This is a genomic window from Lysinibacillus sphaericus (genome assembly GCF_001629735.1).
GTDB lineage: Bacteria > Bacillota > Bacilli > Bacillales_A > Planococcaceae > Lysinibacillus > Lysinibacillus pinottii.
On sequence record NZ_CP015224.1, the window covers coordinates 4,168,340 to 4,181,431 of the forward strand.

At 37.4% G+C, this 13,092-nt stretch carries 12 protein-coding genes; 8 read left to right on the forward strand and 4 right to left on the reverse strand.

The genetic code is table 11. From position 1 onward, the window contains the following. The first annotated feature begins 14 nt into the window (after window positions 1-14). The 5 genes from A2J09_RS20530 (at window position 15) to nhaC (ending at window position 5,992) form a co-directional block, all read left to right on the forward strand. On the forward strand, window positions 15-533 hold the full coding sequence (locus A2J09_RS20530; protein ID WP_012292587.1) for a DUF1850 domain-containing protein: 519 nt from the start codon (window positions 15-17) through the stop codon (window positions 531-533). Next, entirely contained in the window at window positions 530-2,569 is a 2,040-nt protein-coding gene (locus tag A2J09_RS20535; protein ID WP_012292588.1) for a TRAP transporter permease, read from the forward strand. Before A2J09_RS20530 ends, A2J09_RS20535 begins: the two co-directional genes overlap by 4 nt. A gap of 248 nt (window positions 2,570-2,817) precedes the next feature. Then, window positions 2,818-2,961 (forward strand): hypothetical protein, encoded by a 144-nt coding sequence (locus A2J09_RS24000; RefSeq protein ID WP_012292589.1) that lies wholly within the window; start codon window positions 2,818-2,820, stop codon window positions 2,959-2,961. Between the two features lie 191 nt (window positions 2,962-3,152). Next, on the forward strand, window positions 3,153-4,262 hold the full coding sequence (locus A2J09_RS20540; protein ID WP_012292590.1) for an amidohydrolase: 1,110 nt from the start codon (window positions 3,153-3,155) through the stop codon (window positions 4,260-4,262). A gap of 281 nt (window positions 4,263-4,543) precedes the next feature. Beyond that, a complete protein-coding gene (gene nhaC / locus A2J09_RS20545; protein ID WP_012292591.1) occupies window positions 4,544-5,992 on the forward strand; it encodes a Na+/H+ antiporter NhaC in 1,449 nt (482 codons plus the stop codon). A gap of 56 nt (window positions 5,993-6,048) precedes the next feature. Here nhaC and A2J09_RS20550 read toward each other — a convergent pair whose 3' ends face one another. After that, window positions 6,049-7,290, reverse strand: coding sequence for a hypothetical protein (locus tag A2J09_RS20550; protein WP_036160663.1), 1,242 nt, complete (start codon window positions 7,288-7,290; stop codon window positions 6,049-6,051). A gap of 80 nt (window positions 7,291-7,370) precedes the next feature. Here A2J09_RS20550 and A2J09_RS20555 point away from each other — a divergent pair, with 80 nt between their 5' ends. Then, window positions 7,371-8,483 carry a mandelate racemase/muconate lactonizing enzyme family protein gene (locus A2J09_RS20555; protein WP_012292593.1) on the forward strand — a complete coding sequence of 371 codons (1,113 nt, stop codon included), beginning with the start codon at window positions 7,371-7,373 and terminating at the stop codon, window positions 8,481-8,483. A gap of 11 nt (window positions 8,484-8,494) precedes the next feature. Next, window positions 8,495-9,175 (forward strand): hypothetical protein, encoded by a 681-nt coding sequence (locus A2J09_RS20560; protein WP_012292594.1) that lies wholly within the window; start codon window positions 8,495-8,497, stop codon window positions 9,173-9,175. Window positions 9,176-9,234: 59 nt separating this feature from the next. Here A2J09_RS20560 and A2J09_RS20565 read toward each other — a convergent pair whose 3' ends face one another. After that, window positions 9,235-9,945, reverse strand: a complete 711-nt coding sequence (locus tag A2J09_RS20565) for a hypothetical protein (protein WP_012292595.1) — start codon at window positions 9,943-9,945, stop codon at window positions 9,235-9,237. A gap of 118 nt (window positions 9,946-10,063) precedes the next feature. Here A2J09_RS20565 and A2J09_RS20570 point away from each other — a divergent pair, with 118 nt between their 5' ends. Beyond that, window positions 10,064-10,495, forward strand: a complete 432-nt coding sequence (locus A2J09_RS20570) for a DUF4395 domain-containing protein (RefSeq protein ID WP_036160667.1) — start codon at window positions 10,064-10,066, stop codon at window positions 10,493-10,495. Window positions 10,496-10,747: 252 nt separating this feature from the next. Here the strand turns inward: A2J09_RS20570 and A2J09_RS20575 are convergent, their stop codons facing one another. Together A2J09_RS20575 and pepT are read right to left on the reverse strand one after the other, a co-directional pair. Further along, window positions 10,748-11,710: a DMT family transporter gene (locus A2J09_RS20575; RefSeq protein ID WP_036160670.1), complete on the reverse strand. Its 963-nt coding sequence runs from the start codon at window positions 11,708-11,710 to the stop codon at window positions 10,748-10,750. Window positions 11,711-11,858: 148 nt separating this feature from the next. Then, window positions 11,859-13,088, reverse strand: coding sequence for a peptidase T (gene pepT / locus A2J09_RS20580; RefSeq protein WP_012292598.1), 1,230 nt, complete (start codon window positions 13,086-13,088; stop codon window positions 11,859-11,861). Between the last annotated feature and the right edge of the window lie 4 nt (window positions 13,089-13,092).

Here is a 13,092-nt window from a genome sequence, read left to right on the forward strand (position 1 = left end):
GGGAGAAGGATGAAATGCAACAGGGGAAAGTTAGTATTACAGTAGTTTTAGTAATCTTCTGCTTAATTATTGTAGTTATTCTTCCATTTCAAAAGGTATTCAGCTTTACAGAAACGCGCATGGCAAATCCGAGAGTGCACTACATACCAATTACTGAAAGTGAAAAATTTCAAATTAGATATACCCACTCCATACATAATTCAGATGTATACGAATCCTATCAATATGTTAAGGGAAATCGTATTCAGATGTTAGAGATGGAATATGAAGATTTAGCAATAGGTATGCCAGGCTATGCCGAGGAGGGCCAAACGTTTATAGAAAGGGACGGCAAATACGTTCTTCAATTTGATGACCATCGTGAAATTGACAATTTTACCATTTTAATTGGCGATTTGGGTTTAGACCTGGTATTCAACTACGAAGACGTGGAATATGATTTAAAAAAAGATTTACAAAGGGGAAAATCCTATTTATTTGAAATCAGGCACCTATCACTATACGAACAGTGGAAAGGAGTAAGAATGAAATGACAACACAGGAAAAAGCAAAGAAAGAAAGAGTAGAAGAATTCGAGCAAATTTCTGCTGAAGAGCAACAAGCTATATTAGAAAAATATGATATTGAATCCAACGTAAGAGCTGTAACAGGTATTATGAGGCATGTCATTTTCTATGGTCTTTTAGCATTCTCTTTGTTTCAACTTTATACAGCCATTTTCGGGCAATTCCCAGCACAAATTCAACGTACCATCCATTTAGGCTTTGGTTTGACACTTATTTTTCTACTATTTCCTGCTCGTAAAAAAGCACCAAAGTACAAAATTGCATGGTTTGATTATTTATTGGCTTTGCTTTCAGTGGGAGTAGGGTCGTACTGGTCTTTAAACTATACTGAGCTTGTGAATCGCAATGGCTCCATCACACAAATGGATTTTATTGTAGGTCTTATCGCTGTTGTATTAGTGCTTGAAGCCGCTCGTCGTGCCGTTGGGATACCAATTACGATTATTGCAGCTTGTTTCTTAATTTATGCTTACTATGGTCCATATTTTCCGGCATTTATGGCACATAGAGGACAGGATTTAGAGAGTATTGTAAACCTTATGTATTTTACAACAGATGGAATTTTTGGCACACCGATTAGTGTGTCAGCCACTTTTATATTTGTATTTTTACTCTTTGGAGCTTTTCTAGTAAAAACGGGGGTCGGTCAGTACTTTAATGATCTAGCCGTTTCATTGGCAGGTAAATTAATAGGAGGCCCAGCAAAAGTAGCAGTCTTTTCAAGTGCACTACAAGGTACTATTTCGGGAAGCTCTGTAGCCAATGTCGTAACATCAGGCTCCTATACGATTCCAATGATGAAAAAACTAGGCTATCGTAAAGAATTTGCAGGTGCAGTTGAAGCGGCAGCGTCAACGGGTGGTCAGCTAATGCCACCAATTATGGGGGCAGCGGCTTTCCTAATGGTAGAGTTTATTGGTCGTGGCATTACCTATTGGGATATAGCGAAAGCGGCAGCTATTCCAGCACTTCTATATTTTACAGGTATTTGGATTATGACGCACTTTGAAGCAAAACGAGTTGGTTTAAAAGGTCTTAGAGATGATCAAATGCCAAACCGAAAAGAAGTTTTTAAGAAAATTTATCTTTTATTACCGATTATTGCGATTATCGTGCTAATGTTGACGGGGACACCTGTTATGCATGCAGCGTTGTACGGAATCATTATTTCGATTGGGGTTGCAATGTTTAATAAGGAGACACGGCTTAAACCGATGGATGTGATAGATGCATTGGTGGAAGGCGCTCGTACTGCGTTAGGTGTAGTGGCAGCAACAGCTTGTGCAGGAATTATTGTAGGGGTTGTTGTCAAAACAGGGCTTGGTTTAAGTCTAGCCAATAGTTTAGTAGCTTTGGCTGGTGGTAGTATTATTTTGACATTAATTTTCGTGATGATTGCCTCCCTTATACTTGGTATGGGTGCACCAACTACCGCAAATTATGTGATTACATCCACAATTGCAGCTCCAGCCATTGTAGCATTATTATCACCTAACACACCGCAAGAGTTAGTGCCAGTAGTTGTATTACTATCGGCTCACTTCTTTGTGTTCTACTTTGGAATTATTGCAGATATTACACCACCTGTAGCTTTAGCCGCCTTTGCAGCCTCAGGGATTTCAGGTGGGGATCCTATTAAAACAGGAGTTAATTCAGCCAAGCTTGCTATTGCGGCATTTATTATACCGTATATGATTGTCTTTTCACCGTCTTTACTAATGATTGATACGACAGTACCACAGATAATATGGGTTGTATTTACTGCTATTACAGGAATGGTTGCCATCGGTTCGGGTGTTATTGGGTATTGGTACCGTAAACTGTATTGGTTTGAAAGAATAGTAGGGATAGCCACTGGTCTATTACTTATTTATCCAGAGAAATTCTCGGACTGGGTAGGTTTAGGCATCTTTGTTATCATGTTTGTAATTCAAGTATTATCAAATAAAAAAGGCAGTGATAATGATCATACGAATGGAAAAACAGGTGTGACAATATCGTAAATTTTTGATTTTATACAATATACATCTGCTCTATTAATAGCTGGCTAACAAATTTCTGTCAGCTATTAATGAGCAAATTTTTGATTTTATTGTAATTTGTTGGAAATTATAATGTGTTGATTGTTCTAAAATAGAGATTGGTTTTATATTTTTAATGCATAATGAGTATAATTTATTGCATTTTATCGAAATCCTATTGTATAATTCTTTTATCAGAAAATTCAATTAAATAAAAGAGGGGTGCTACAATGGGTAAATTGTTAAATTCAAAATTTGAGACATACCTAATGGATCAAGAATATGATCTAAAGGAAGAGGAAGAAAAAAATGAGGAGCCATTAGCGATGGTGCAATATGAGGAATATCCTGAAGGGTTTTTTACAAGTTTATAATGAATACATGATGGGCTATGTTGAAAGAGATAACAACTTTTAACATAGCCTATTTATTTATGTCTTAGGCAGTTTTAAATAGCATATAAATTTATTAAGCTTTTTCATATTAATGGGTCTTACTGCGTATATACTTTTATAAAAAGGATTCATGTATAATGTAAAGCAAAAATGCGTATAGAGGTGTCGTTATGTCAAAAGCTATAACATTAGAAGAAACAATGTATCAATGGTTCGAGCATTTTCACAATTATCCAGAAGTGAGCTGGAAGGAGTTCGAGACAACAAAAAAATTAGCGTCAATATTAGAAGAATTAAATGTTTCTTATCGTCTGCTGGGGGATGTCCCGGGATTAATTGCAGAAATTGGAGCAGGTGAAGAAGTTGTTGCGGTGCGTGCTGATATTGATGCTTTGTGGCAAGAAGTGGATGGGGAATGGCAGGCGAATCATTCTTGTGGTCATGATGCTAATATGACCATGGTGCTTGGGGCATTATTACTACTTAAAGATCAATCATTGCAACATCGTGTCCGTTTTATTTTCCAGCCTGCCGAGGAATTAGGGAATGGTGCATGTGCTGCTTTTGATCGAGGAGCGGTTGATGGGGTATCACATTTATTTGGTGTACATTTAAGACCTATTGAAGAACTACCTCTCGGTAAAGTTTCACCAGCTATTCATCATGGTGCTGCCTATTTTCTAGAAGGGGCTATTCAGGGGATTGATGCACATGGGGCGAGACCACATCAAGGTAAAAATGCCATTGATGTCATTATGGCTGTCCAACAAATGTTAAACAGTATTCATCTATCGCCTTTTGAGCCACATTCTGCAAAGTTAACAAAAATTATTGCTGATGGAGGTAGTACAAATATCATTCCAGGAAATGCTAGTTTCTCGATGGACATTCGAGCACAGCATAATCACCAACTTGAATTACTTCGTAGCAAAATTGAGTCTGGTTTAAAAGCAATTCAGCAGCAGTTTGAAATAGATATGGATTGGAAGTGGGTTGATTTCACACCAGGTGCGGAAGTTTCAGCAATTGCTGCAAAAATGGCGAAAGAGGCAATTGTTGAAACATTGGGCGAACAATATTTAGCAGATGAAATAACGACCCCAGGTAGTGACGATTTCCATTTTTATACGGTAAAGAAGCCAGAATTAAAAGCGGCAATGATTGGCATTGGGGCAAACTTAACACCAGGATTACATCACCCTAAAATGACATTTGATCGTAGTGCCTTAATTGATGCTGCTAAAGTACTTGCTTGCGTATTAGAAAAAAAACCTGAATAAAAAAATATTTTTTTAGCTATGTGAAAAATGCAATGATTTTTTCATATAGCTTTTTTTGCATGGGAATTCCCTGAAATGCATGGATATTCAAGGGTTTTTCGAGGCTTCTTATTGCTACTTGAAAGCGTTTTATTGCCCTAAAACAAAGAGATTTGCTAGAGAGGCATAATTTTTTTGCGTTGACTTTTAATTTTTTGAATATTAAGCTAAAAAACGTAAAAAATTATTTGCGTCTTTGAAAAACCGAAAAGGGATTTGGTGCAAAAAAAGGGGATGGAAGAATGAAAAAGGATATTAATGCGGGCTGGGCACTACTAACTTTTGCAGTTATGATCATTACTATGTTGATTACAGTAGTTGTTTTAGAGCAAAGTCCTCACGTACCTCTTCTTGTTGGCACAACTGTAGCAGCAATTGTTGCCAAAATGCATGGATACAAATGGTCTGAAATTGAAGAAATGATGTATAAGGGGATACGTTTGGCATTACCTGCCATTGTCATTATTATTTTAGTAGGTTTGACAATTGGAGCATGGATTGGCGGCGGAGTCGTAGCAACGATGATTTTCTATGGCTTAAAATTAATATCTCCAGCGTGGTTTTTAGTAACGATTATGCTGTTATGTTCAATCGTGTCACTAGCTATTGGTAGTTCGTGGTCGACAATGGCGACAATCGGTGTCGCAGGCATGGGTATTGGTTTAAGTATGGGTATTCCAGCGGCTATGATCGCCGGGGCAGTTATTTCAGGTTCTTACTTTGGTGATAAAATGTCACCATTATCAGATACAACGAATCTGGCAGCTGGTTTAACAGGTACTAATTTATTTGAACATATTAAGCATATGCTTTATACAACGATTCCAGCGTTAATTATTTCACTGGTTGTTTTCGGATTTTTGGGTAGAAAATTTGCAGATGTTTCGATGAAATCGGAAGAAATCTTAACAACGTTAAAAGTAATGGATGAAAGCTTTGTTATCTCTCCTTTACTCTTACTTGTACCAGTGGGTGTTATTGTTTTAGTAGCTAAAAAAGTTCCAGCAATTCCAGCTTTAATTATTGGGATTGTTTCCGGCTTCTTACTACAGATTTTTGTACAGGGTGGTTCAGCTGCAAGTGCTGTACAAGCATTACAAGCTGGATTTGAAATCTCGACAGGTAATCACATGGTAGATGAATTATTTAACCGTGGTGGTTTAGATTCTATGATGAATACGGTTTCAATGACCATTGTAGCGATGACATTCGGTGGGATTCTAGAGTATTCAGGCATGTTGAAAGCTCTGATGAATGTAATTGTGAAGTTTGCTAAATCTACAGGTAGTCTTATTGCTTCGACAATTGCAGCGTGTGTCACAACGAATGCAACGTGCTCAGAGCAATACATTTCAATTGTAGTCCCTTCACGTATGTTTGCAGGTGTCTATCAGCAACGAGGCCTACATTCTAAAAATCTATCTCGTGCTTTAGAAGATGGGGGAACATTAACATCTGTTTTCTTCCCATGGAATACTTGTGGTGTGTTTATTTTAGCGACATTGGGTGTAGGCGCTATGGAGTATGCACCATATGCTATTCTTAATTTCATGGTACCTATTATTTCCATTATTTATGGATACATTGGATTTGCTATTGTTAAATTAACACCAGAAGAAATAGCAGAAGCAGAGAAACGTAAAAAGGAACAAGAGATGGAAAACACTGATAATATGGTAATGGTTGATTAATCATAAGAATTCTCGTAGATGCTCAGCATTTACGAGAATTCCTTTTATATAGTTGGTTAATAGGTGGCGAAATTTAATTCATAAATGGTGCGAGGTCTACCTTGTTGATGTGTCATTTCTTCGCCAACGACCTTTGCATAACCTTGATCTACTAATTTTTTAATAATACGCTCAGTTGTACGTCTAGTAACCTGTAGATATTCTGAAAGATTCTGCGATGTAAATTGTGCAGATTGCCTTTCATGACTAAAATTGATGATTTTAGAGATATTTAATGGACTTAAGTTTGTCAGTTTGGCCATTTGTAATACATAAGGATCATCTGTTTTTAAAGATAATTTACCTTCTGATTTTGGAAAGGGACCCAATAGATTTTTATGTTCATCTAGTATATAAATTTCAAACGGTTTTGAAAATGTTAAGGCATGCTGGGCATTTTGGGTGGCTTCTAAAATAGAGTGTCCATACCCGAAGGCTAGTTTAAATGGTATTTCTATTTGTTTAATTAGCTCTTCTAAAGCTTCCTTTTCGAGTGCATTTTGTAAATGTCCAGCAGTTGTATAGAGCTCAAAGGTATGCGATGAAATTTGTTTATACGTTGAAAAGGTAGCCTTCGCAATTTGATTTAAAATAGCTGAATCGATGAAAGAATCAGTAGGAGTCTCAAAAAATCCAACTACGGCCTTAAATGATTCGGATTTTGTTAACAGCGATTTGGTTTTGGTTTCTTTGAGACATTGAATAATCGAATTCGTGGCATCTATCATGCGCATGGCAGGTATTTTCTGTGCTTGTAATGTATCAAAAACACTGTGGATACTTGTAATTACGAAATCTATAGTTTTGGTATTCCACAACGCAATGTGACGCTTTAATATATGTTCTGTTGGTTCTGTAATAGAAATATGTTGAATATGTGGCTTCGGACCCATATATTCAATTCCTGCTAGAACATTATCTACAAATGCTGGATTCATTACATCAATCGAAATTCTATTGATTGGTACAGCATGTTTAGCTACTAGTGATAATAGAGTTGTAGAGATAGTTGTTTCATCTTGTTTAATGTAATTCCAAGGTATTGGTAGTTCCGAGAGGAGAGATTGAGCATGTAAAAAGGGTAATGTTCCTCCGAATAAAAGAGCATCACAGGGTTTAATTTGCTTCATTAAAGCTGGCGCCTCAGAGGGGTGACTGTAAAGATAAAATTCTAATTGAATATTGTCTATATTTTGTGCGATACTAATAATACGCTTCATAAATGCTTGAGAACAAATAATCGCTATTTTCGTAGACATGGGCATCGTTCCTTTTCTATTTTTTTAAATATTTAGCGACGTATTAGCGACATATATAACAACGAAGGAGACTGATTATTATGAAAATCCAACAAGTAGAAATTTATGCTATACATTTACCGCTAATTGATCCGTTTATCATTAGTTATGCTACATATGATACAATGCCTTCTATTATTTTAAAAGTAACAACTGATACTGGTATTGTGGGGTATGGAGAAGCGGTTCCTGATGAACATGTTACAGGTGAAACTTGGGAAAGCACATATGCTGTGCTTCAACATCATCTTGCACCTGCTGTTATTGGTGAAGATCCGTTGGCCTTTGAAAAATTGCACGATAAAATGAATAAGGTTGTGAAAGATGTTCCGGCAGCAAAAGCAGCTATTGATATTGCTTGCTTTGATATAGCTGGAAAAGCATTGGGGGTTCCTGTGTATCAGCTTTTAGGTGGGCGTTATCATGAAAAATTCCCTATCACACATGTGTTAAGTATTGGAACGCCCGAGGCAATGGCTGAAGAGGCTGCTAAGCGTGTAGAAATGGGGTACCGTTCATTTAAAATGAAGGTAGGTACAGAGGTAACCCGTGATGTTGCTCGTATTAAAGCAGTAAGAAAGCAAGTGGGTGAAGATATCGCCATCCGAGTAGATGTCAACCAAGGGTGGGGAAATGCTGCAACTACTTTACAGGGCTTACGTGCGATGAAGGAATTAAATATTGATTGGTTAGAGCAACCTGTTGATAGTGAAGATATCGATGGAATGGTAGAGATTAAGTCGAAATCTGATGTGCCTCTAATGATCGATGAGGGAATTCGTGGAGTACGTGAGATGCGTGAAATCATCGCCAAGCGTGCTGCAGATAAAGTAAATATAAAATTAATGAAATGTGGCGGCATCTATCCAGCCATGAAACTAGCAGTTATGGCAGAAATGGCAGGTATAGAATGTCAAGTTGGTTCCATGGTTGAATCCTCAGTTGGCTCTGCAGCAGGTTTCCATGTAGCATTTTCTAAGAAAATTATGACAAGTGTTGAATTGACAGGACCATTGAAGTTCTCGAAAGACGTGGGTAATCTTCGTTATGATGTTCCTTTTATCTGTTTAAATGAACAACCGGGGCTGGGTATTGACGTAGATGAAGCTGTTATGAAGGAATTATGCAAGTTTTCAACTGTTGTCACAGCCTAAGGAGGCGAAATATGGAAAAAATATATGAAGGTATGCTAGGGGAGACTCCATTCTTTGTCACAGAGTTAACAACTCAACATTTACAACAAATCGAGGACTTGCAGGTGGAGGTTTATGAAGCTTTAGCTGACAAGAGCATCTTGCAGCCTTTGAGCACCGAGGAATTCGAATATATTTTAAATGGTCAAGGTATGATGATAGGTGCTTACACAGGAGAGAAATTGATTGCCTTCCGTGCCCTATTAAATCCTCCTATTGATGAGGAGCATCTTGGGTATGATTGTGGAATTCCTGAAAACGAATTTAATCGAGTTTTATATCAGGAGATTTCCAATGTGTCACCAAAATACCGTGGCTATGGTCTACAAAAAACATTAGCAACAGTAGTGATGAGTAACATCGATGTGGAAAAATACGATTACGTTTGTTCAACGGTTAAGCCATTTAATATTCCGAGCTTAAAGGATAAGTTCTCTCAAGACCTCGTTATTAAAGGATTAAAAATTAAATATGTAGATAAACTACGCTATATATTCTATAAGGATTTACGTCAAGAGCTCCCTTTATTGACAGAACAACAAGTAATTAACATGGGAGATACAACGGCTCAACAGCAGCTTTTAAAGCAGGGCTTTATTGGTACGTCTATGTATGAGGAAAATAATGATTGGTTTGTAGTATACGAAAAATAACATAAAAAGCCTTATCTTTCACATGTATTGGTGGAAGGTAAGGCTTTTTCGTCGTGCTATTATTTCTTCATTGGACAAAATCCGCATGCCATTAATCCCGGTATATCTTTCGAAAAACAACAAGATTTACGGACAGGAACATTTACTAAATTTGTTGGACTTAGACCACCTGTATATTGTGCCCACCAAGATTTATTGGAGAAGTGCGCCCATGTTTTAGGGTCCTCCAATATCTCTATATCCTCCATAGCTTGATCAGCTAAGCCGGGATTTGAAAGTAAAATATGATAATGCCATAGTAAATAGCCAAAGAAATTTTCCCATATAGTAAGAGGGGAGATTGAAGTCACTTTTCGAAGTTGTTGTACAATCACATGACCGTCGTATAGGATTTTCTCAATGACCGTCTGACGTTCATCCTCTTCAACATAGCGCCAATCATTTGGATTAACAAACATAGCGACTGTAAAGCTGTTGAATTCCTTGGCAGCATCGAAGCGTAATTCAATTGGCTTGCCATCCCACACCTCGTCATAAGCGGCGAGCATATAAAGCTGCATAGCAAAAAACATCCCATAGCGACGTGCGAAGTGAGAAATTGCGGCAGTCTCCGTAGCGGCGTCTGTGATACCCATCATGAGATTTAAAAAATCGGGATGGTAAAAGTCTTTATGTATATCAGCTAAAGTAAATAACGTTCGTTTTGGTTCTGTTGTATAAATACTATAGGAATTAAATTGTTGAACTTGATCCATCGTTAAAGCTGGCATGATGATCCCCTTTTCTTAAGAGCTTTCTTAATACAATTATAAAGTAATCATTTTTGCTTCACAAATGGAATGCCATATAGTAAAATACATTAAACATATAAGAAAGGTGGGTTTTAGAATGTCATTGCCTAATGCGATTCCAAGACCACTGGTACGACTTAATCAATGGACGATTCTATTAAGTGTGTTTGTCACATGGATAACAGGAGCCATATGGGTTTTAGTCATTCCATTGGTTGCAAATTTAATGGGAGTATTCTGTAACTATAATCCTATTATTCGTTTTGGGAGGTTGTTTCTTAAAAAAGCTCCATCTACCTATATACCAGAGGATGCGCAGCAACAAAAATTTAATGCCAGTATAGCTAGCTTTTGTTTATCTGGTGGCTTGTTAGGCTATCTATTAAATTGGCAGGTAGTAGGTCATATCTTTACGGCAATGGTAGCGGTAGCTTCTTCCGTTGCTATAGCTGGTTTCTGTATAGGCTGTTTTTTATATTTTCAACTGAAGCAATGGCAGTATCGCCGCTCGTTAAAAAAATCTTTTTAAAAAAATTATTAGATTATTGTTGACAATTTAATTGATAATGATTATCATTATCGTATAAAGATTATTCCTCCACTACAATACAGTGTAGAGAGGATGAACTTTAGCTACTTTTCTCCAGAAGTTTGCTAGTTCATGATTACGCTCCTAAAACCCCCCTCATTTTTTGGGAACGTGAAAATCTCAGACGACTCTTTCTATTATAGAATGGAGTCGTCTTTTTTTATCTTTTATTTTAATACAGCTACGGAGCTGTTAGGCAGAAGGCGTTTGTTGGACCGACCTTTTTTTTCCTAGAATCATTGTGTAATAACTGTGCAGTAGCATTCCGACAATAATGACGCCTAGACCTGCGAGAGCAATTGAGTTAGGGAATGGTATACCTAATAGTATTACTTCACCAATAATGACAAAAAGAATTTCTGTTGACTGTGTCGCTTCAACAGCAGCTAGTTTGCCCTGATGATCTCTCACATGATCTGTTGCAATGAAAAATAAAATAGTTGCAATGACGCCTGAACTAATACCAACAAGTAATGATTGGAATAACTGGCTTGTGGAGGGAAGGCCGACTGTGAACAGGGCATAAATAGCCATGATAATCCATGCTGGCATCGATGCGATTGTCATACCAAGAACGCGTTGGAAGGTATCAATACGCCCTCCACAGACGTGCATCATTTTACGATTGCCGAGTGGATAAGCAAATGCAGCGACGATGACAGGTAAAATTCCAAGCATTAAACTTTTAAACGAAACTGATTGTGCTTGAGGTATTTGGATTAGTAAAATACCTACTAATATGACGCAAGAGATTAGAAGTGAAATGAAGGGTATTTTTTGACGTACTTTTCTCTCTGCAATAACGGTCATAAAGAGTGGAGCTAATAATACACCAGCAACAATGGTAAATTGCCAAGTGCCAGAAACCAGCCAGCCTGGACCAAATGCTGCTGCATAAGTTAACGGTGCATAGAATAAAACAAATCCTACAAAGCTCCAAAGAAGCCAAGCTGTAGGTTGTGCTTTTATTTCGCTAGATAATTGTGAAAAGCCTTTGCGATAAAACACAATGATAAGTAAAAAGGGTAGCATAAAAAAATACCGTAATGATGCACTCCATAGCCAGCTACCTCCTTGCATTTCCATGGCATGATTTAAAATAAATGTTACAGCAAAGAAAAGGGAAGCTACTATGCCTATAGCAATTTCTTTCATAATGATCACCTCGATTTGACTCATAATTCAAATTATTTATGTAATTAGAATATTCAGTAATTAATAGTGAGAAAATGACGAAGAAAGGATAGTACCTTCCTCCGTTATCTTTCAATTCTGTTTAAAAACTTCTTGGGCACAAGGTAAACTATTTTGCCCGTTGTTCAAATAGCTGAACGATTTCAATGATGACTTGTGTTGCCTTTTCCATTGTTTCAGCGGATACATATTCAAATTTACCATGCATATTTTCGCCACCGGCAAAAATATTTGGTGTTGGTAAGCCCATATAAGATAATTGTGATCCGTCAGTACCACCACGTATAGGTAAGGTAATTGGTGTAATATCTAATTTTTCCATTGCCTCACGAGCGATGTCCACGATTTCTTTTACAGGTTCTATTTTTTCACCCATATTATAGTATTGATCTTCAATAGTAATGCTTAAAGCATCCTCACCAAATTGAGCTTGAATTTTGGCTGCAGCAGCTTGCATTAACTGTTTCTTCTCTTCGAACTTTTGACGATCATGGTCACGAACGATATATGATAGCTCTGCATGCTCGATAGCCCCTTTAAAGCCCATTAAATGAATGAAACCTTCATAACCTTCAGTCTTTTCAGGAACCGCCTCTGTAGGCATTTCATTTTGGAAGGCAATAGCCATTGTAATCGCGTTGACCATTTTATTTTTTGCAGATCCAGGATGGACGCTTGTTCCTTTTGTTATCACTTTTACCCCAGCAGCATTGAAGCTTTCGTATTGTAGTTCACCTAATGGTCCGCCATCCATTGTATAGGCATAGTCTGCTCCAAATGCAGCCACATCAAATTTATGTGGGCCACGGCCGATTTCCTCATCAGGTGTAAACGCCACACGTAATTTACCATGCTTAATACTTGGGTTTTGGATAAGGTACTCCATAGCTGTTATAATTTCTGCAATACCAGCCTTATCATCTGCTCCTAACAATGTTGTACCATCTGTCGTAATAAGTGTTTGACCAATGTAATTTTGAAGCTCAGGGAAATCAGCTGGTGACATTACTAAGTTTTCGTTTAGCTGAATATCTCCACCATCATAATTATCTAAGCGCTGCGGATTTACATTTGTTCCTGTAAAATCCGTAGTTGTGTCCACGTGTGCTAAAAAACCGATAGTTGGAACGTCTTTATCTGTATTTGCTTCTAGCGTCGCAAATAAATAGCCATTTTCATCTAATGTAATGTCTGTTAAGCCTATAGTAGCAAGTTCATCTTTCAAAACATGTAACAGATCAAATTGTTTTGGTGTAGAAGGTGTAGTTTCACTTGTGAAGTCTGATTGTGTATCAATTTTTGCATAACGTATTAACCGCTCAATTACTTGTTCTTTCATAAGT

Bases quoted from the DNA above. Each gene is read 5' to 3' on its own strand.
- A2J09_RS20530 (WP_012292587.1), top strand. From the start codon at position 15: ATGCAACAGGGGAAAGTTAGTATTACAGTAGTTTTAGTAATCTTCTGC.
- A2J09_RS20535 (WP_012292588.1), top strand. From the start codon at position 530: ATGACAACACAGGAAAAAGCAAAGAAAGAAAGAGTAGAAGAATTCGAG.
- A2J09_RS24000 (WP_012292589.1), top strand. From the start codon at position 2,818: ATGGGTAAATTGTTAAATTCAAAATTTGAGACATACCTAATGGATCAA.
- A2J09_RS20540 (WP_012292590.1), top strand. From the start codon at position 3,153: ATGTCAAAAGCTATAACATTAGAAGAAACAATGTATCAATGGTTCGAG.
- nhaC (WP_012292591.1), top strand. From the start codon at position 4,544: ATGAAAAAGGATATTAATGCGGGCTGGGCACTACTAACTTTTGCAGTT.
- A2J09_RS20550 (WP_036160663.1), bottom strand. From the start codon at position 7,290: ATGTCTACGAAAATAGCGATTATTTGTTCTCAAGCATTTATGAAGCGT.
- A2J09_RS20555 (WP_012292593.1), top strand. From the start codon at position 7,371: ATGAAAATCCAACAAGTAGAAATTTATGCTATACATTTACCGCTAATT.
- A2J09_RS20560 (WP_012292594.1), top strand. From the start codon at position 8,495: ATGGAAAAAATATATGAAGGTATGCTAGGGGAGACTCCATTCTTTGTC.
- A2J09_RS20565 (WP_012292595.1), bottom strand. From the start codon at position 9,945: ATGCCAGCTTTAACGATGGATCAAGTTCAACAATTTAATTCCTATAGT.
- A2J09_RS20570 (WP_036160667.1), top strand. From the start codon at position 10,064: ATGTCATTGCCTAATGCGATTCCAAGACCACTGGTACGACTTAATCAA.
- A2J09_RS20575 (WP_036160670.1), bottom strand. From the start codon at position 11,710: ATGAAAGAAATTGCTATAGGCATAGTAGCTTCCCTTTTCTTTGCTGTA.
- pepT (WP_012292598.1), bottom strand. From the start codon at position 13,088: ATGAAAGAACAAGTAATTGAGCGGTTAATACGTTATGCAAAAATTGAT.